This is a genomic window from Massilia sp. AB1, assembly GCF_018119385.1.
Lineage (GTDB): Bacteria > Pseudomonadota > Gammaproteobacteria > Burkholderiales > Burkholderiaceae_D > Telluria.
This window is the reverse complement of the sequence record NZ_JAGKSG010000002.1, coordinates 144,384-162,291: the sequence shown is the minus strand read 5'-3', so window position 1 is coordinate 162,291 and position 17,908 is coordinate 144,384. Positions and strand designations below refer to the sequence as shown.

Here is a 17,908-nt window from a genome sequence, read left to right as displayed (position 1 = left end):
CGCCCTCTTCACTTTTCCTTGCCGAACAGCCCGGCCGGGCGCAGCAGCAATACGATGACCATCACGACGAACACCACCACTTCCGAGCCTTCCGGATAGAACACCCGCGTCAGGCCTTCGATCACGCCCAGCGCCAGGCCAGTCAGGATGGAACCCAGGATCGAGCCCATGCCGCCGATCACGACCACGGCGAACACGACGATGATGAGGTTGGAACCCATCAGCGGCGTCACGTTGATCACGGGCGCCGCCAGCACGCCCGCCAGGCCGGCCAGCGCCACGCCGAAGCCGTAGGTCAGGGTGACCATCAGCGGCACGTTGATGCCGAAGGCTTCGACCAGCTTGGGGTTCTCGGTGCCGGCGCGCAGGTAGGCGCCCAGGCGGGTCTTTTCGATCACGAACCAGGTGCCCAGGCAGACCACGATGGAGGCCACGACCACCCAGGCGCGGTAGTTGGGCAGGATCATGAAGCCGAGGTCGGTGGCGCCGGCCAGCTGCTCCGGCACGTCCAGGGTCTGGCCCGAGACGCCGAAGAAGGAGCGGAACACGCCTTCCAGCAGCAAGGTGATGCCGAAGGTCAGCAGCAGGCCGTACAGGTGGTCCAGTTTGTACAGCCAGCGCAGCATGCTGCGCTCGACCAGGATGCCGAAGGCGCCCACCAGCAGCGGGGCCAGCAGGAGCATCATCCAGTAGTTCAGGCCGAAGCTGGTGACGCCGATGTAGGCGGCGAAGGCGCCCACCATGTACAGGGCGCCGTGCGAGAAGTTGATGACGTTGAGCAGGCCGAAGATGACGGCCAGGCCCAGCGAGAGCATGGCGTAGAAGGAGCCGTTGACCAGGCCCAGCAGGAGCTGGCTCATCAGGGCTTGGGAGGGGATGCCGAAGATTTCCATGGGGGTCTGGCTGAGCTGCGAAACTTGGGCCCCCGCCTTCGCGGGGGTGACGAATCAAACGCTAACAACGGTGGAAATAGCCGGGTTGGCTTACTTCCACAAAGAGCACTTGGTTTCGGCTTTCTTGGTGTAGGCCTGGTCGCCCGGGATGGTGGCGACGACCTTGTAGTAATCCCACGGGTACTTCGATTCCGAAGGCTTCTTCACCTGCATCAGGTACATGTCGTAGACCATGCGGCCGTCCGGGCGGATGGTGCCGTTCTTGGCGAACATGTCGTTGATCGGGGTCTTCTTCATGTGTGCGATGACCTTGTCGGCGTTGTCCGTGCCGGTGGCCTTGACCGCGTTCAGGAACTGGGTCGCGGCCGAGTAATCGCCCGCCTGCAGCATCGAGGGCTGCTTCTTCATCTTGGCGAAATAGCGCTTCGACCAGGCGCGGGTGTCGGCGTTCTGGTCCCAGTACCAGCCGTCGGTCAGGTACATGCCCTGGGTGGTGTTCAGGCCCAGGGTGTGGATATCGTTGATGAAGACCAGCAGGCCGGCGATCTTCATCTTCTTGGTCAGGCCGAATTCGTTGGCCGCCTTGACCGCGTTGATCATGTCGCCGCCGGCGTTGGCCAGGCCCAGCACCTGGGCCTTGGACGACTGCGCCTGCAGCAGGAAGGACGAGAAGTCCGAGGCCGACAGCGGGTGCTTGACGCTGCCCAGCACGGTGCCGCCGTTGGCCTTGACCACGTCGGCGGTGTCCTTCTCGAGCGACTGGCCGAAGGCGTAGTCGGCGGTCAGGAAGTACCAGGACTTGCCGCCCTGCTTGATCATGGTCGCGCCGGTGCCGCGCGCCAGCGCCACGGTGTCGTAGGCGTAGTGCACCGTGTAGGGCGTGCACTGCTCGTTGGTCAGCTGGGCCGTGCCCGAACCGATGGCGATGAAGACCTTCTTCTTCTCGGCCGCCACCTTGGCCATGGCCAGGCTGGCGCCGGAATTGGTGCCGCCGATCAGGAGGTCGACGCCCTGCTGGTCGAACCATTCGCGCGCCTTGGAGGCGGCGACGTCCGGCTTGTTCTGGTGGTCGGCCGTGACCAGCTGGATCTTCTTGCCGTTGATGGCGCCGCCCATGTCGGCGATCGCCATCTGGATGGCTTCGATACCGCCCTTGCCGTCGATGTCCGAATACACGCCGGACAGGTCGGTGATGAAACCGATCTTGATCACGTCGCCCGAGATCTGGGCATGGGCAGGCAGGGCAAAGCCGGCGCTGGCAGCGACGGCCACAGTGAGGGCACGTAGTTTCATTTTCTTGTCTCCGTTCTGTTCTGGAAAATCACACACCCAGGAGCTCGGTCAGCACCGGCATCCTGGCATCGAGTTCGGCCGCGGCGATCGTCTCGACCACCTGGCCATGCTCCACCACGTAAAACCGGTCCGCCAGCGGTGCGGCGAAGCGGAAGTTCTGTTCCACCATGACGATGGTGTAGCCCTTGGACTTGAGCGTCGTGATCATGCGCGCCAGGGCCTGCACGATGACCGGCGCCAGGCCCTCGGAAATCTCGTCCAGCAGCAGCAGACGCGCGCCGGTGCGCAGGATGCGCGCCACCGCCAGCATCTGCTGCTCGCCGCCCGACAGGCGCGTGCCCTGGCTGTTGCGCCGTTCGTAGAGGTTGGGGAACATTTCGTAGATCTCGTCCACGCTCATGCCCCCTTCCGCTCCTTTCTGGCGCGGCGGCAGCAGCAGGTTTTCCTCTGTGGACAAGGACGAAAATATCCCCCGCTCTTCCGGGCAATAGCCGATGCCGAGGTGGGCGATGCGGTGCGTCGGCAGGGCGATGGCTTCAAGGCCGTTGACCTTGATCGAACCGCTGCGCCGCCCCGTCAGGCCCATGATGGCGCGCAGGGTGGTCGTGCGGCCGGCGCCGTTGCGGCCCAGCAGGGTGACGACTTCGCCCGGGTTCACGCTCAGGCCGATGCCGTGCAGGATGTGCGATTCGCCGTACCAGGCGTGCAGGTCGCGGATTTCCAGTGCGGGGGTCATCAGTGCGCTCCCTGCAAATGGCCGTCGCTGCTGCCCATATACGCTTCCATCACCTGTGGATTACGCGAGACTTCGGCATAGCTGCCTTCGGCCAGCACGGCGCCGCGCTGGAGCACCGAGATGCGGTCGCAGATGCCCGACACGACGCTCATGTTGTGCTCCACCATCAGGATGGTGCGCCCTGCCGAGACTTTCTTGATCAGTTCGGTAACCCTGTGGACATCTTCATGGCCCATGCCCTGGGTGGGCTCGTCCAGCAGCATCAGTTCCGGTTCCATGGCCAGGGTCGTGGCGATCTCGAGCGCCCGCTTGCGGCCATACGGCAAGTCGGCCGTCAACACATGGGCGAAGCCGTCCAGGCCGACCTCGGCCAGCAGCTCCATCGCGCGCGTATTCAGGCTCTCCAGCGAACGCTCGCTGCGCCAGAAATGGAAGCTGGTGCCGAGCCGGCGCTGCAGGCCGATGCGCACGTTTTCGAGCACGCTCAAGTGGGGGAAAACAGCCGAGATCTGGAAGGAGCGGATCACCCCCATGCGGGCGATCTGGGCGGGCCGGGCGCCGGTGATGTCCTTGCCATTGAACAGGATCTGCCCGGAAGTCGGGACCAGAAACTTGGTCAGGAGATTGAAACAAGTGGTCTTGCCCGCGCCATTGGGGCCGATCAGCGCATGGATATGGCCGCGCTGGACCTTGAGGTTGACGTTGCTAACTGCCGTGAATCCTTTGAATTCCTTGGTCAGATCCCTTGTCTCCAGGATGACATCCGCCATTGGTTCTCCCACGTGCTACTGCAAAGGCAACATTGCTCAAGTAATAATACATACTAGGCTGGAGGCTCACAATACGCCAGCGCTACAGTGTGCGTGTTTGTTGCTTTGAACCTGCGCAAGGTGGGTGTGCAGTTTTGCACAGGCAATTCCCGTGCTATTCAGCTATTTATGCACAGAGTTATCCACGCGGCTCTTCCATCCGGGAGAGGATGTCGGTCGCGGTCTTCTCCGCAATCATGATCGTCGGGGAATTCGTATTGCCCGAGGTGATGAAGGGCATGATCGAGGCATCCACTACGCGCAGCTTGTGCACGCCGCGCACCCGCAGCCGGCTGTCGACCACGGCCAGCGGATCGCCGGCGCTGCCCATGCGGCAGGTACCCACCGGATGGAAGATCGTGGTGCCGATCATGCCGGCGGCTTGCGCCAGCTCCTCTTCCGTCTGATAAGCCGGACCAGGCAGGTATTCCTGCGGCTGGTAGCGCGCCAGGCCGGGCGCGGCCGCGATGCGGCGCGTCAGCTGCAGCGCGGCGGCGGCGGTCTTGCGGTCGGCCTCGGTGCTCAGGTAGTTCGGCGTGATCTTCGGCGCCGCATAACTGTCGCCGGACGCGATGCGCACATGCCCGCGCGAGGTCGGCTGCAGGTTGCACACGCTCGCCGTGAAGGCGGGAAAGCGGTGCAGCGGGTCGCCGAACTTATCCAGCGACAGCGGCTGGACGTGGAATTGCAGGTCCGGCGCCGCCAATCCGGGCCGCGAACAGGCGAACGCGCCCAGCTGCGACGGCGCCATCGACATCGGACCGCTGCGCCTCAAGGCGTACTCGAGACCGATCCAGGCTTTTCCGAACCAGTTGCCGGCCCGGGTATTCAGGGTCGGCGCTCCCTTGATCTTGAAGATCATGCGCAGCTGCAGGTGGTCCTGCAGGTTTTCGCCCACGCCCGGCGCATCGACCAATGGCGCGATGCCGTGTTCGTGAAGCAGGGCCGCCGGCCCGATTCCGGACAATTGCAGGATCTGCGGTGAACCGATCGCGCCCGCCGCCAGCAGGGTTTCGCGCTGCGCCCTGGCGGTAAAGGCGCGGCCGCCGCCGGTGAACTGCACGCCGACGCAGACCTTGCCCTGCTCCGTGTCCTCGAACAGCAAGCGCTCGACGTGGCAGCCGGTCATCACGGTCAGGTTCTCGCGCTGGGCCGCCGGCTTGAGGAAGGCGCGCGCCGTATTGAGCCGGATGCCGCGGCGCTGGTTGACCTCGAAATAGGCAGACCCCTGGCCGCCGCCCGCATTCAGATCGGCGATCTTGGGAATGCCTTCCTGTTCGGCCGCATCGCGGAAGGCGTCCAGGATCTTCCACGACAGGCGCTGGCGCTCGACGCGCCACTCGCCGCCGGCGCCGTGGATGTCGCTGGCGCCGCCATGGTGGTCTTCGCTGCGCTTGAACAGCGGCAGCACCTGGTCCCAGCGCCAGGAAGGATCATCGGTCACGTCGGCCCAGCGGTCGTAGTCCGCTTTCTGGCCGCGCATGTAGATCATGCCGTTGATCGACGAGCTGCCGCCCAGGACTTTGCCACGCGGGTAGATCAGCGAACGTCCGCCCAGGCCCGCATCCGGCTCGGTCCGGAACAGCCAGTCGGTGCGCGGATTGCCGATGCAGTGCAGGTAGCCGACCGGGATATGGATCCACAGGTAGTCGTCCTTGCCGCCCGCTTCGATGATCAGGACCTTGAGATCCTGGCGCTCGGTCAGCCGCTTGGCCAGCACACAGCCGGAGGTGCCGGCTCCGACGATGATGTAGTCGTAGTCGCCTGCGGACTCCATGCTCATCGCAGCGCTCGAATGGGCATGCCGCCGGGCTCCGGCATGCAAAAAGCGAGCAGGTACGACAGTGCAGCGAGGTCCAACATGCCTCCGACCGTAGTTCGATGAGTGGAGCTTACCAGATCGTAAACGGAAGTCTAGAGCCCATCTGTGGATAACCGACTTGATATCCACAGGTATCGTTTGTGCAAAACTCGGCTTTTTTGCACAGGCAAAAATCTTGTCCAGATTTGCCACCAGGAACTTTGCGCGGCAGTGCACCGGCTTATCCGGAACGTAAACGTTTGATTTTTGGAGCGTTAACCAGCTTGTCCACAGAACTGGGCAGGCGTTAACCACTACTACCAACGTGGTATACAGATCTTGGTTGTAAACCCGACGAGCTTCAGAAAAAAAATTTTTTTGCCCGGGCTGTTGCAACTTCGCACACCCGCTGGCGCCCCTTTGTCAGCTTCGCGGCCTGCCCAGGCAGAGCCCGTTTTGCAGGCAAAAACGTCCCCGTCCGTATGCGCTCTGTGGAAAAGCCCATGAATATCCACAGGATCGAATGTGTAGAAGCAGCGGTTTACGCACCCCATCCAATTTCTATCCAAGTTTCCTGCAATGCAAAAGCAAGGTTTGTCCTGCAGGTTAACGCGACCGTAAACGTTTGATGTTGTGGAAAAAACTGGACTTATCCACAAATGATGAGCCGTTTACTATCACTACCAGCTTTGTATACATACCTTTAGATACAACAACAAAACCTTTCCGCTTTTCCAATCCAGCCAGCCCATTCAAAAACCAGCTGCGAACTCTCTGCCGAAAACCGTCTGCCAAAAAAAGAAGCAAGGTCTTACAAACCTGTGATCTGCAAAACAGAGTTCAGCTGAACAGCTCGGATGTCTTGTCTCCATCCTGGTCGACAAAACGATGCCGGCACTGATCCACCAACGCTAAAACTGCCGACCCGCCATCCCGGCTGTGGAAAAGCTGATGAATATCCACAGGATCAGATGTGCAGAACGATCGATTTGAAGACTCCGGCATTTTTTGTCCAAGTTTCGTGCAAGCTGGACGCAAGGTTTGTTCAGCAGGTAAACGATCATGTAAGCGCTTGATACTGTGGAGTAAACCGTTGTTATCCACAGACGCTTGGCCGTTTACTATCACTACCAACTTTGTATACACATTCTTTAGGTAAACAACAGAAGCAAAAACGCAGTGAACAGCTGCCAGAAGATATGCTTCTGCTAATCTTCAAGGCTACGTCACCACACTGAGTCTCTCCATGACCACCATCAAGCGCTGTACAAGCCCTGAACAAGCAGGCTGGCTCGAGCTGCGCGTGGCCTTATGGCCAGCAGAAAGCAGCGAGCATCTGGCTGAAATGCAGGACTGCTGTGCACAACCGCAGCGTTATGCACAGTTCCTGGCCTACTCCGATGCCGGCGAAGCTCAGGGACTGGTGGAAATCGCGCTCAGGAGCGACTACGTCAACGGCACCGACAGTTCTCCTGTCGGCTTCCTGGAAGGCTTGTACGTCGCTCCAGACTGCCGCAGGCAAGGCATTGCCCGCTTGCTGGTCGAAAAAGCCCAGCAATGGGCGCGCGAACAGGGCTGCAGTGAAATGGCTTCCGATGCTTTGCTCGAAAATAAGGCAAGCCAGGACATGCATCTGGCGCTGGGATTCGAGGAAACCGAACGCGTGGTGTACTTCCGCAAACCGCTTTAAAGAGAAAAAAGACGAAAAACCATGCGATTAGGGATCATCAGCGCACTGCACGAAGAACAGGTGGGGCTCGTGGAAGCCATGAGAGGGCCCTCCAGGCTCATCCATGGCATGCGCGACTACGTTGCTGGACAACTGTGGGAAATCGACGCTGTGTGCGTTTTATCGCGAATTGGCAAGGTTGCGGCAGCCATGACCGCCACAACGCTTGTGGAGAAGTTCGGAGTTACCCACATCCTCTTTACCGGCGTGGCCGGCGCCGGGGATAAAACGGTGCAGGTAGGCGATATCGTGGTCGCGGAATCGCTGGTCCAGCACGACATGGATGCAAGTCCCCTGTTCCCTCGCTTCGAAGTGCCGCTGACCGGCCAGACCCACTTCCAGCCCGACCAGCAGCTGTCGATGCGCCTGGTTGGCGCGGCCCAGGATTTCCTCGAGCTGGACTTCCTGGACGCCGTCAGCGAAGGAGAAAGGCGCGAATTCCGCCTCCAGCGTCCGCGCGTGCACCGCGGCCTGGTGGCGAGCGGCGACCAGTTCGTCAACGAGAAGAGCCGCATCGAGGCGATGAATGGCGCGCTTCCCGGACTGGTGGCGGTGGAAATGGAAGGCGCCGCGGTGGCGCAGGTGTGCCATGAGCTGGGCGTGCCCTGCGCCGTGATCCGCGCGATTTCCGACAACGCCAATGAAAACGCGGCGCCCGATTTCATGCGATTCGTGAAATCGGTCGCCGCGCAGTATGCCTTTCACATCACCCGGCGCCTGTGCCGGGACCTGGCCGAGGCGCCGCTTCAGGCCAGGAGCGATTCGGCCGGCACGTAGTCGTAGCCCAGGTCGCGCGCCACGGCTTCGTAGGTGACCTTGCCCTGGCAGACGTTCAGGCCGTGGCGCAGGTGGACATCGTCCGCCAGTGCGCGGCGCCAGCCCTTGCTCGCCAGCGCGACGGCATGGCCGATGGTGGCGTTGTTGAGGGCGAAGGTGGAGGTGCGCGCCACCGCGCCCGGCATGTTCGCCACGCAGTAGTGGATCACGCCGTCGACCACGAAGGTCGGATCGGCATGGGTGGTCGCATGCGAGGTTTCGAAGCAGCCGCCCTGGTCGATCGCCACGTCCACGATGACCGAGCCTTTCTTCATGCGCGAGACCATGTCGCGGCTAACCAGCTTCGGCGCCGCGGCGCCCGGCACCAGCACGCCGCCGATCACCAGGTCGGCAGAGAGTACGCTTTCTTCCAGCGCGTGCGCGTTCGAATACAGGGTCGAGATGCGGTTGCCGTAGACCAGGTCGAGCTGGCGCAGGCGGTCGACGTTCTTGTCGAGCACCGTCACGCGCGCGCCCAGGCCGGCCGCCATCTGCAGCGCATTGGTGCCGACCACGCCCGCGCCGATGATGACCACGTGCCCTGCTTCCACGCCCGGCACGCCGCCCAGCAGCAGGCCCATGCCGCCCTTGGACTTCTCCAGGTGGCTGGCGCCGGCCTGGATAGCCATGCGTCCCGCCACTTCGCTCATCGGGGCGAGCAAAGGCAGGCCGCCGCCCGGGCCGGTGATGGTTTCGTAGGCGATGCAGATCGCGCCGGACTTGACCAGCGCGGCGGTTTGTTCGGGATCGGGAGCGAGGTGGAGGTAGGTGTAGAGCACCTGGTTCGGGCGCAGCATCGCGCATTCGCCGGGCTGCGGCTCCTTGACCTTGACGATCATCTCGGCGCGCTCGAAGATTTCCTTCGCCGTTTCGACGATCTTGGCGCCGGCGGCCACGTACTGCTCGTCGAGCAGGCCGATTTCCGCGCCAGCGTTCTTCTGCACGAGCACCTGGTGCCCGCGCGCGGTGAGTTCGCGTACGGACGGGGGCGTGAGGCCAACCCGGTATTCGTGGTTCTTGATTTCCTTTGGAACGCCAACCAGCATGTCTACCTCCATGTGTGAGGAGCTGTCCTTGTCAGGGCCGGAGCTTGTGGCCCCGGCCTTGTTGCGGCACATTTTGCAGCTCTTTTTGTAAAATCGTCTCTTCTACCCTTCCTACTCTATGCTCATTTGGCGTGGACGGGGGAGTCCCATCCACGCGTCCGACTTCGATTCTTACAGGCCCAGCGTCATCAGGCTTGCGTTACCGCCAGCCGCGGTCGTGTTGACGCACACCGCGCGCTCGGCCACCAGGCGCCACAGGGCCACCGGCTCCCTGGCGCTGGTGTCCACGATACCAACGATTGCGCCCGGACGCGCAGCCAGCTGCGAGCGCAGCGTGCCGGCCAGGCCGGTCTCCAGCAGCGCGATCTGGAAGTCTTCCGCACCCAGTTCCGCCTCGCCGACGAAGCGCACGCGCTCCTTGACCAGCACCGGAAGGTTGGCCGGAATCAGCTCCTGCGAGCCGGCCAGCACCAGGGCGCGGTTGCCGGTCGCCAGCGCGGCGGCCAGTTGGTTGAGCAGGCCGGCCTGGGTGGCGGGCGCGCACAGCACGGTGCCGCGCGGGGTGAAGGACAGCTGGTTGCGCTCGCCCGTCGGACCCGGCAGGTCGACCGTCACGCCCTGCAGCGCCGAGCGGCCGTAGCCTTCGGCCAGCGCGGCGATGTCCTGGTGGCCGCTGCTGCGCAGCCAGCCGAGCAGCGCTTCCAGGCCCGCTTCCGGAGTACGCTGGTGCTGCATGAGCGGCGCCGCGGCGCGCTGCAGGCGCTTCAGGTAGAGCGGACCGCCGGCCTTCGGGCCGGTGCCGGACTTGCCTTCGCCGCCGAAGGGTTGCACGCCCACGACCGCGCCAACGATGTTGCGGTTCACGTAGATGTTACCCACATGCGCACGTTCGACGATGAAGTCGATGGTCTCGTCGATACGCGAGTGCACGCCCAGGGTCAGGCCGTAGCCGGTGGCGTTGATGGTGTCGATCACCTGCGCCAGCTCGGCGCGGCGGTAGCGCACGATGTGCAGCACCGGGCCGAAGACTTCCTGCTTCAGTTCCGCCAGCGAGGCGATTTCGAGCACGGTCGGCGGTACGAAGGTGCCGTAGCCGGTCACGGAGCTTGGGAGCTCGAGCGCGAAGTGGCTGCGCGCGGTGGCCTTCATGCGTTCGATGTGGGCCAGCAGCTTGCCTTGCGCTTCGGCGTCGATCACCGGGCCGATGTCGGTGGCCAGGCGGTCCGGGCTGCCCACAACCAGTTCCTGCATCGCGCCCTTGAGCATCTTGATGGTCTTGTCGGCGATGTCTTCCTGCAGGAACAGCACGCGCAGCGCCGAGCAGCGCTGGCCGGCGCTATCAAAAGCGGAGCTCAGGACGTCCTGCACCACCTGTTCCGGCAGCGCCGAGGAATCGACGATCAGGGCGTTCTGGCCGCCGGTTTCGGCCACCAGCGGGATATCGATGCCTTCTTTTTCGGCACGCGCGGCAAGTAGGCGGTTGATCAGCTGCGCCACTTCGGTGGAGCCGGTGAAGATCACGCCCCTGATGCGGGTATCGGCGGTCAGCGCGGCGCCGACCACCTCGCCGCGGCCCGGCAGCAGCTGCAGGGCGGCGCGCGGGGCGCCCGCTTCGATGAACAGTTCCACCGCGCGGTGGGCGATCAGCGGGGTCTGCTCCGCCGGCTTGGCCAGCACCACGTTGCCGGCCACGAGGGCGGCGGCCACCTGGCCGGTGAAGATCGCCAGCGGGAAGTTCCAAGGGCTGATGCAGGTGACAGGACCCAGTGCGCCCTCGGCGGCCGAAGTACGGGCTTGCACGGCGTAGTAGCGCAGGAAGTCGACCGCTTCACGCAGTTCGGCGATCGCGTTCGGCAGCGACTTGCCGGCTTCGCGCACGGCCAGGGCCATCAGTTCGACGCCGTTCTGCTCGAACAGGTCGGCGGTGCGTTCCAGGATCGCGGCGCGCGCGTCGGCGCTGGTGGCGGCCCATTCGGCGGCGAAGCCTGACGCGGCAGCCAGCGCGGTCTCGACGTCGGCGCGCGAGGCTTCGCGCACGGTGCCGACGATGTCGGCCGATTGCGCCGGGTTGACGACATTGGCGGTGCCGCTGCCTTCGACGCCGCCTGCGATCAGCGGGCCGGCCGCGTGCTGGCGCTGCTGGGCCAGGCCTTCGGTGACCTGGCGCAGGACGTTTTCGTTGACCAGGTCGTAGCCGGCGGAGTTCTTGCGCTCGGCGCCGAACATGTTCAGCGGCTGGGCGATGGCCGGGTGCGGTTTGGCGCCGGCGGCGCGCGCCTGCTCGAACGGATCGGCCAGCAGGGTGTCGATCGCGACGTTTTCGTCCACGATCTGGTTCACGAAGGACGAGTTGGCGCCGTTTTCCAGCAGGCGGCGCACCAGGTAGGCGAGCAGGGTCTCGTGCGAACCGACCGGCGCGTAAATGCGGCAGGCCTTGTCCAGCTTGTTCTTGCCGACGACCTGGTCGTACAGGGTCTCGCCCATGCCGTGCAGGCACTGGAATTCGTAGTTGCTGACACCGTCGGCCTTGGCCCAGGTGTAGATCACCGACAGCGAATGCGCGTTGTGGGTCGCGAACTGCGGGTAGATCACGTCGGTGGCGGCCAGCAGCTTGCGTGCGCAGGTGAGGTAGGAGACGTCGGTGTAGACCTTGCGGGTGTAGACCGGATAGCCCGGCATGCCGTCCACCTGGGCGCGCTTGATTTCGGCGTCCCAGTAGGCGCCCTTCACCAGGCGCACCATGAACTTGCGGCCGCTCCTCTTGGCCAGGTCGACCACGAAGTCGATCACGAAGGGGCAGCGCTTCTGGTAAGCCTGGACCACCAGGCCGATGCCTTCGAAGCCGGCCAGCTCAGGGTCGAAAGCCAGGGCTTCCAGCATGTCGAGCGAGATCTCGAGGCGGTCGGCTTCCTCGGCGTCGATGTTGATGCCGATGTTGTACTGCTTGGCCAGCAGGACCAGGCTGCGCACGCGCGGCAGCAGTTCGCCCATCACGCGGGCGTACTGCGCGCGGCTGTAGCGCGGGTGCAGGGCCGACAGCTTGATCGAGATGCCCGGGCCGTCCTTGATGCCGCGGCCGTTCGAGGCCTTGCCGATCGCATGGATCGCGGTTTCGTAGGAAGCGTAGTAGTTCTTCGCATCGCTTTCCGTCAGCGCGGCTTCGCCCAGCATGTCGTAGGAGTAGCGGTAGCCGCGGGTTTCGTTCTCGCGGCTGTTCTTCAGCGCTTCCTCGATGGTCTGGCCGGTGACGAACTGGTTGCCCAGCATGCGCATCGCCAGGTCCACGCCCTTGCGGATCAGCGGTTCGCCGCCCTTGGCGATGATGCGGGTGAGGGCCGAGCCCAGGCCTTTTTCGCTATTGGTGCTCACCAGCTTGCCGGTGATGAGCAGGCCCCAGGTGGCGGCGTTGACGAACAGCGAGGGCGATTCGCCCAGGTGCTTGCGCCAGTCGCCCTTGCTGATCTTGTCGGCGATCAGGCGGTCGGCGGTTTCGCTGTCCGGAATGCGCAGCAGCGCTTCGGCCAGGCACATCAGCGCCACGCCTTCTTCCGACGACAGCGAGAACTCGTGCATCAGCGCATCCACGCCCGAGGAACGGGTGCGCTTTTCGCGCACGCTCGAGACCAGGCGGTGCGCCAGCATGTAGGCATCGCCGTTGGCGCTGGCGCCCTGGGCCAGCAGCCATTGCACGGCTTCGGTTTCATCGCGGCGGTAGGCGGCGGTGATGGCTGCGCGCAGCGGCGACTGGTCGCGCTTGACTTCGGCCTGGAGCGCATCGAACGGAACAAAGGTGGAGGCCGGGGAAGCGGCAATCTGCATGGCTGGTCTTCAATCGAAAAAGGGAGGAAACGGGCCACCGCGCGCAGCAAAAGCGCCGTACCGCTGGGGAGCTGGCCGGCGCATGTCATGACACGGTGAAATGATTCGATTGTAGAAGGAAATCTTCTGGATTAATTCTGTTTTTACGACAGACTAGCAAAAGATAGTTTTTGGTGCGACAATCTGACCGAATAATATTTATAACGGAGAGAGACCGATGCTGGACAAGATCAGTAAGAAAATTCTGGCCGAATTGCAGAATGACGGGCGAATAAGCAACGTCGAACTGGCCGCACGGGTCAACCTGTCCCCCGCCGCCTGCCTGGAACGCGTGCGCAAGCTGCATGAGTCCGGTTATATCCAGGGTTATACGGCCCAGCTCAATCCCCAGCTGCTGGATGTCTCGCTGCTGGTGTTCATCGAGGTCGTACTGGATCGTACCACTCCTGAAGTCTTCGATGCATTCAAACAGAGCGTCCAGATGATCCCGGAAGTCCTGGAATGCCATATGGTGGCAGGCGGTTTCGACTACCTGGTCAAGGCGCGCGTGAAGGATATGGCGGCTTACCGTGAATTCCTGGGCAAGACGCTGCTGCAGAAGGGCGTGCGCGAGACGCACACCTATGCGGTGATGGAAGAAGTCAAGAACACGACCAAGCTGCCCATTCGTTGAGCAGACCGGGCGCGGGAGCTGGCCCCAGCCCCGCGCACCAGGGCATTACACCACCTTGCGCGCGCCCGTCTTCGGCGATGCGCTCTCCGCCATACTTTCCAGGTTCTTGCGCAGCCAGCGGTGCGCCGGGCTGCGGCCGTCGCGCTCGTGCCAGAGCATGTCCAGGTGCACGGCCGGCAGCTGGAAAGGCAGCTCGCGCCAGACCAGCACATCGGTCATGCCGGTCGAGACCATCAGGTGCTTCGGCAGCACCGTAATCAGATCCGAATTCGCCACCACGCGCCCTGCCGTGAAGAACTGATTCACCGTCAGCAGGATGCGGCGTTCGCGGCCGATCTGGGCCAGCGCTTCGTCGACCAGGCCGTGCGCCCGTCCCGAGAAGCTCACCAGGAGGTGGTTGGCCTTGCAATAAGTGTCCAGGTCCAGCTTTTCCTTGGCCAGCGGGTGGTCCTTGCGCATCACGCACACATAGACCCCCGAATACAGGCGCTCGTGGCGGATCGGCGAGCCGGTCTCGTAGGACAGCTGGGCCGCCACGCCCGGGAAAAAGCCCACCGCCAGGTCGATGTCGCCGCGCAGCAGCATGGGACGCGGTTCGCGCGTGGTCAGCGGCACCATGCGGATGTTCACGCCCGGCGCCTCGCTTTCGATCGAACGCATCAGGGACGGCAGCCACAGCGCGGCGGTGGCGTCGGCCATCGCCATGCGGAAGGTGGCCTGGGCCTTGGAAACGTCGAAGGTTTCCGGCATCACGGCCGCTTCCAGCGCCGCCAGGGCCTGGCGCACGGCCGGCCACAGCGCTTCGGCGCGCGGCGTCGGCTTGACGCCATAGGCGGTGCGGATCAGGAGTTCGTCGCCCAGGCTTTCCCGCAAACGCTTGATGGCGTTGGAGACTGCCGGCTGGGTCATCGCCAGGTGGCCGGCGGCGCGGGTCAGGTTTTGCTCGGTCATCACCGCGTCGAAAACGCGCAGCAGGTTCAGGTCAAGCGTCAGGAAGCTCATGGGAACTCGGGGAGGACTGTTGTGTGCACACAAGTGTACATCAAATCATTCACAAACAGTATAAGCACTATCAACAAACGGAATTAGATTTATATGTTGCGTTGCACTATATTTCACACCATACCATATTGAGCTAGATCATGTCCGCTGCAACTACCCTACTCCAGACCGCCGCCACCTTGCCTTACGGCCAGGTGTTCCGCACTACTGCGACCTTGGCGCTGCTGGGTGGTACGGCCATGTTCTTCCGTCCGCTGCTGGTCGGCATCGGCCGCGCCTTGTTCCTGACCGTGCGCCCGCGCCGCACCAAGGCCGAGCTGGCCGCGCGCCAGGCCCAGCGCGATGCGCTGGCGCGCGAACGCCGGGCTGCGGGCCTGAACGAGGTCGAGGCCGCCGAAGTACGCGCCATGGCCTGCCGCCACTAAGCGCCACCCAGCACTCCCGATTTCTCCGTGTAGCGCGGTGTCCGGAAACGGATACCGCGTTTTTTTTCGTCCGCTTTCCCCGTCTGCCGCCGAAATCGATGCCGCGGCTATATCCCTTTCGTTTTCTCCTCTGATATGCCGACCATTCCGGGCGCATGCATGGGTGACTCTTCGTCACCGGGGTTTTCTTGATTATCCGATTTAACAAATATCACAAAGAGTAGATATTTGGATTTTCAGGGATTGATACAAAAATGCGAGTTCGCGTGGGAATGCGTGATCAAAGAGGGACAAAGTATCGTTGTTAAGCGAAGATCTTGTAAGCCGGCTGTTCTTCTATCGTTTCCTGAAAAATTGATATATTTGGAGACGTTGTCCCTATTTTGGCGCATCAATTAAATCAGAAGAATACCTATTACACGAATTTCACATTCAATAGGTCGTTGTAAATTACTTCCGGTAAAGACGACGGACGAAGGAAAGAACCGGCGTGGGCATGACCCTAGCCGGTTCATAGGACAGCTCTTCAGGGAATTATTTGCGTTCGCAGTTGATGCCGTCTGACTCGCGCTCGATGGCGGTGATCACCGCCTCCGTATCGGTGCGCTGGGCGAGCTCATCCGCCTCCTCGTCGACCTTGTTCCTGACCCCGGGCATGTCGCGGCGCAGCTCTTCGAGCATCTGGATGATCTTGCTGGTCTTTTCGTCCGCCAGCAGGCTGACCTGCAGGTCGACATGGGCGTGGTGGTTGGCGAGCTTGGACATGCGATTCTGGCGAATCAGCACGGCGGTGGAAATGATGAAGGCGTTCAGGCCGATGAGGCCCTGGAGCCAGAAGAAGGGAGGCTCGTCGATCTGCGTGAAGCCGATATTGGGTGCGACAAGGTTCCAGGCGATCCAGCACACTGCGAACACGAGATTGGCGGCGACATAGGCCGGCGTGCCCAGGACCAGGCTCACCCGCTCGAAAAAGGCCTGGGCTGGGGACAACTGCTCCTTCTTGCGCTCGTGAAATTCCGCAATCGTGCCGAGGTTCTCGTGCACTGAATGGGGGAGCTTGCCGGCCAGATCGTCGTCTTGAGCATCCATGAAAGGAGCATAGCATGCCCTATCGATCGATTTCCGAGCTGCCGCCGCACGTGCGCGCGGGCCTGCCGGACTATGCGCTGGAGACCTACCAGGCGGTATTCAACGAGGTGTGGGACGAAGTGGCGGAACGCGGCGAGGCGCGCGAACGGACCGCGCACATGGTGGCGTGGAAGACCGCGGTGAAGAGGAAATACAGGAAAAGCGAGGAGACCGGCGACTGGGAGCCGGTCTTGTAATCAGGCCGCCGTCTTGGCGGCAGTCAGGCGCTCGTACTTGGCCAGCAGTTGCTCGCGCGATTCGCGCCAGTCGGGATGCAGGGGAATGCAGGCCACCGGGCAGACCTGCTGGCATTGCGGCTCGTCGAAGTGACCGACGCATTCGGTGCACTTGTTCGGATCGATCTGGTAGAACTCTTCGCCCATAGCAATCGCTTCGTTCGGGCACTCGGGCTCGCACACGTCGCAATTGATGCAGTCGTCGGTAATCAAAAGGGCCATGCTACTTCTCGCTCAGGCTTTCGGTGCGGCCGCCATGGTGGCGATTTTCTTTTGCAGCCAGCGGTCGACCGAGGGGAAGACAAATTTCGACACATCGCCGCCCAGCAGCGCGATTTCGCGCACGATGGTGCCCGAAATGAACTGGTACTGGTCGGACGGGGTCAGGAACATGGTTTCGACATCGGGCAGCAGGTAGCGGTTCATGCCCGCCATCTGGAACTCGTATTCGAAATCCGATACCGCGCGCAGGCCGCGCACGATCACACGGGCATCGTGCTCGCGCACGAAATCCTTGAGCAGTCCCGAGAAACTCTCGACCTGCACGTTCGGATAATGGCCCAGCACTTCCTTGGCGATCTCGAGCCGTTCGTCGAGCGTAAAGAATGGACGCTTGTTCTTGCTGTCTGCAACGCCGACGATCAGACGGTCGAACAGGCCGGATGCACGACGCACCAAATCCTCGTGGCCGCGGGTCAGCGGATCGAACGTACCTGGATAAACGGCTACAACCATTGCGGCTCCTGAGAATGCCCTGTTAAAGGCGCATTATGCCTGAAAAACCGGCAACCGCCCCAGGGTGGGGCGGCTTTTGCTCAATTCTTGTGCAGAATCGTCGCTTAGGTTTTGTTTTTGTGCAACTTGAGCAGGTGGTAATAGACCATGCCGGCTTTATCGGCGCGTACCGCTTCCCAGCCGCCCAGCCATTCCGGCCTGTCCTCGCCTTCTTCCAGGGGCAGGGCCGCTTCGGCTTCGGCATAGACCATGCCGTCCTCCTTCAGCAGCGCCGGGCACAGGGGCAAGGTCTTGGCCAGGAGTTCTTGTTGATAAGGCGGATCGAGGAAGATCACATCGAAGCGCTGGCCGCGCGCGGCCATGTCGCGCAACATCGTGACGGCGTCCGCGCGCAAGACGGTGATGTTGCCGGCCTTGAGCTTGTCGCGGTTCGCTTCGAGCTGGCGTACTGCCGGGCCATGGTTGTCGATCATCGTCACCGAGGCGGCGCCGCGGCTGGCCGCTTCGAAACCCAGGGCGCCGGAGCCGGCGAAGGGATCGAGGACGGTGACGCCTTCCCAGTCGCCGCCGAGCTGGTGGTTGATCCAGTTGAAGACCGTTTCGCGGACCCGGTCCGGCGTCGGGCGCAGGCCAAGGGCGTCGACAACGGGGAGAAGGCTGCGTTTCCAGGCGCCGCCGATGATGCGGACCTGGTGCTGCGCCATGCGCGGCGCGCCATGGGGCTTGGGGTGGGACTTTTTCTGCATGGGCGGCACTATAGCATGGGC

At 62.8% G+C, this 17,908-nt stretch carries 17 protein-coding genes; 5 read left to right on the top strand and 12 right to left on the bottom strand.

Annotated elements, in window-relative coordinates; translation table 11 throughout:
- Positions 1-8: 8 nt before the first annotated feature.
- The 5 genes from J8847_RS02050 to J8847_RS02030 form a co-directional block, all read right to left on the bottom strand.
- Complete coding sequence (locus J8847_RS02050; RefSeq protein ID WP_211523021.1) at positions 9-893, bottom strand: branched-chain amino acid ABC transporter permease; 885 nt, start codon at positions 891-893, stop codon at positions 9-11.
- A 90-nt stretch (positions 894-983) separates the two neighbouring features.
- The gene (locus J8847_RS02045; RefSeq protein ID WP_211523020.1) at positions 984-2,186 is read right to left on the bottom strand and encodes an ABC transporter substrate-binding protein; all 1,203 of its coding nucleotides are present in this window, start codon (positions 2,184-2,186) and stop codon (positions 984-986) included.
- A 28-nt stretch (positions 2,187-2,214) separates the two neighbouring features.
- A complete protein-coding gene (locus J8847_RS02040; RefSeq protein ID WP_211523019.1) occupies positions 2,215-2,922 on the bottom strand; it encodes an ABC transporter ATP-binding protein in 708 nt (235 codons plus the stop codon).
- Entirely contained in the window at positions 2,922-3,692 is a 771-nt protein-coding gene (locus J8847_RS02035) for an ABC transporter ATP-binding protein (protein ID WP_211523018.1), read from the bottom strand. The genes J8847_RS02040 and J8847_RS02035 overlap by 1 nt, the downstream gene beginning before the upstream one ends.
- Before the next feature lie 178 nt (positions 3,693-3,870).
- Entirely contained in the window at positions 3,871-5,508 is a 1,638-nt protein-coding gene (locus tag J8847_RS02030; protein WP_211523102.1) for a GMC family oxidoreductase, read from the bottom strand.
- 1,270 nt (positions 5,509-6,778) lie between these two features.
- Here J8847_RS02030 and aac(6') point away from each other — a divergent pair.
- Together aac(6') and J8847_RS02020 are read left to right on the top strand one after the other, a co-directional pair.
- Positions 6,779-7,222, top strand: coding sequence for an aminoglycoside 6'-N-acetyltransferase (gene aac(6') / locus J8847_RS02025; protein ID WP_211523017.1), 444 nt, complete (start codon positions 6,779-6,781; stop codon positions 7,220-7,222).
- Positions 7,223-7,243: 21 nt separating this feature from the next.
- Entirely contained in the window at positions 7,244-8,038 is a 795-nt protein-coding gene (locus J8847_RS02020; RefSeq protein ID WP_211523016.1) for a 5'-methylthioadenosine/adenosylhomocysteine nucleosidase, read from the top strand.
- Here J8847_RS02020 and ald read toward each other — a convergent pair.
- Positions 8,008-9,123, bottom strand: a complete 1,116-nt coding sequence (gene ald / locus J8847_RS02015) for an alanine dehydrogenase (protein WP_211523015.1) — start codon at positions 9,121-9,123, stop codon at positions 8,008-8,010. The genes J8847_RS02020 and ald overlap by 31 nt on opposite strands.
- A gap of 171 nt (positions 9,124-9,294) precedes the next feature.
- Positions 9,295-12,942 (bottom strand): trifunctional transcriptional regulator/proline dehydrogenase/L-glutamate gamma-semialdehyde dehydrogenase, encoded by a 3,648-nt coding sequence (gene putA, locus J8847_RS02010; protein ID WP_211523014.1) that lies wholly within the window; start codon positions 12,940-12,942, stop codon positions 9,295-9,297.
- Positions 12,943-13,159: 217 nt separating this feature from the next.
- Here putA and J8847_RS02005 point away from each other — a divergent pair, with 217 nt between their 5' ends.
- Positions 13,160-13,615, top strand: coding sequence for an Lrp/AsnC ligand binding domain-containing protein (locus J8847_RS02005; protein WP_211518786.1), 456 nt, complete (start codon positions 13,160-13,162; stop codon positions 13,613-13,615).
- Between the two features lie 45 nt (positions 13,616-13,660).
- Here the strand turns inward: J8847_RS02005 and J8847_RS02000 are convergent, their stop codons facing one another.
- Complete coding sequence (locus tag J8847_RS02000) at positions 13,661-14,617, bottom strand: LysR family transcriptional regulator (protein ID WP_211523013.1); 957 nt, start codon at positions 14,615-14,617, stop codon at positions 13,661-13,663.
- Between the two features lie 140 nt (positions 14,618-14,757).
- Between J8847_RS02000 and J8847_RS01995 the strand changes: the two genes are divergently transcribed.
- Positions 14,758-15,042, top strand: a complete 285-nt coding sequence (locus J8847_RS01995) for a hypothetical protein (protein ID WP_211523012.1) — start codon at positions 14,758-14,760, stop codon at positions 15,040-15,042.
- A 534-nt stretch (positions 15,043-15,576) separates the two neighbouring features.
- Here the strand turns inward: J8847_RS01995 and J8847_RS01990 are convergent.
- Entirely contained in the window at positions 15,577-16,131 is a 555-nt protein-coding gene (locus tag J8847_RS01990; RefSeq protein ID WP_211523011.1) for a DUF1003 domain-containing protein, read from the bottom strand.
- 14 nt (positions 16,132-16,145) lie between these two features.
- Between J8847_RS01990 and J8847_RS01985 the strand changes: the two genes are divergently transcribed.
- The gene (locus J8847_RS01985) at positions 16,146-16,367 is read left to right on the top strand and encodes a ChaB family protein (RefSeq protein ID WP_211523010.1); all 222 of its coding nucleotides are present in this window, start codon (positions 16,146-16,148) and stop codon (positions 16,365-16,367) included.
- On the opposite strand, the gene J8847_RS01980 is transcribed toward J8847_RS01985, so the two are convergent.
- The 3 genes from J8847_RS01980 to rsmD all read right to left on the bottom strand — a co-directional run bounded on the left by J8847_RS01980 (position 16,368) and on the right by rsmD (position 17,887).
- On the bottom strand, positions 16,368-16,628 hold the full coding sequence (locus J8847_RS01980; RefSeq protein WP_211523009.1) for a YfhL family 4Fe-4S dicluster ferredoxin: 261 nt from the start codon (positions 16,626-16,628) through the stop codon (positions 16,368-16,370).
- A gap of 12 nt (positions 16,629-16,640) precedes the next feature.
- Complete coding sequence (coaD, locus tag J8847_RS01975) at positions 16,641-17,141, bottom strand: pantetheine-phosphate adenylyltransferase (RefSeq protein WP_211523008.1); 501 nt, start codon at positions 17,139-17,141, stop codon at positions 16,641-16,643.
- 104 nt (positions 17,142-17,245) lie between these two features.
- Positions 17,246-17,887: a 16S rRNA (guanine(966)-N(2))-methyltransferase RsmD gene (rsmD, locus tag J8847_RS01970; protein ID WP_229429547.1), complete on the bottom strand. Its 642-nt coding sequence runs from the start codon at positions 17,885-17,887 to the stop codon at positions 17,246-17,248.
- Positions 17,888-17,908 lie beyond the last annotated feature (21 nt).

Bases quoted from the DNA above. Each gene is read 5' to 3' on its own strand.
- J8847_RS02050 (WP_211523021.1), bottom strand. From the start codon at position 893: ATGGAAATCTTCGGCATCCCCTCCCAAGCCCTGATGAGCCAGCTCCTG.
- J8847_RS02045 (WP_211523020.1), bottom strand. From the start codon at position 2,186: ATGAAACTACGTGCCCTCACTGTGGCCGTCGCTGCCAGCGCCGGCTTT.
- J8847_RS02040 (WP_211523019.1), bottom strand. From the start codon at position 2,922: ATGACCCCCGCACTGGAAATCCGCGACCTGCACGCCTGGTACGGCGAA.
- J8847_RS02035 (WP_211523018.1), bottom strand. From the start codon at position 3,692: ATGGCGGATGTCATCCTGGAGACAAGGGATCTGACCAAGGAATTCAAA.
- J8847_RS02030 (WP_211523102.1), bottom strand. From the start codon at position 5,508: ATGGAGTCCGCAGGCGACTACGACTACATCATCGTCGGAGCCGGCACC.
- J8847_RS02020 (WP_211523016.1), top strand. From the start codon at position 7,244: ATGCGATTAGGGATCATCAGCGCACTGCACGAAGAACAGGTGGGGCTC.
- ald (WP_211523015.1), bottom strand. From the start codon at position 9,123: ATGCTGGTTGGCGTTCCAAAGGAAATCAAGAACCACGAATACCGGGTT.
- putA (WP_211523014.1), bottom strand. From the start codon at position 12,942: ATGCAGATTGCCGCTTCCCCGGCCTCCACCTTTGTTCCGTTCGATGCG.
- J8847_RS02005 (WP_211518786.1), top strand. From the start codon at position 13,160: ATGCTGGACAAGATCAGTAAGAAAATTCTGGCCGAATTGCAGAATGAC.
- J8847_RS02000 (WP_211523013.1), bottom strand. From the start codon at position 14,617: ATGAGCTTCCTGACGCTTGACCTGAACCTGCTGCGCGTTTTCGACGCG.
- J8847_RS01995 (WP_211523012.1), top strand. From the start codon at position 14,758: ATGTCCGCTGCAACTACCCTACTCCAGACCGCCGCCACCTTGCCTTAC.
- J8847_RS01990 (WP_211523011.1), bottom strand. From the start codon at position 16,131: ATGGATGCTCAAGACGACGATCTGGCCGGCAAGCTCCCCCATTCAGTG.
- J8847_RS01985 (WP_211523010.1), top strand. From the start codon at position 16,146: ATGCCCTATCGATCGATTTCCGAGCTGCCGCCGCACGTGCGCGCGGGC.
- J8847_RS01980 (WP_211523009.1), bottom strand. From the start codon at position 16,628: ATGGCCCTTTTGATTACCGACGACTGCATCAATTGCGACGTGTGCGAG.
- coaD (WP_211523008.1), bottom strand. From the start codon at position 17,141: ATGGTTGTAGCCGTTTATCCAGGTACGTTCGATCCGCTGACCCGCGGC.
- rsmD (WP_229429547.1), bottom strand. From the start codon at position 17,887: ATGCAGAAAAAGTCCCACCCCAAGCCCCATGGCGCGCCGCGCATGGCG.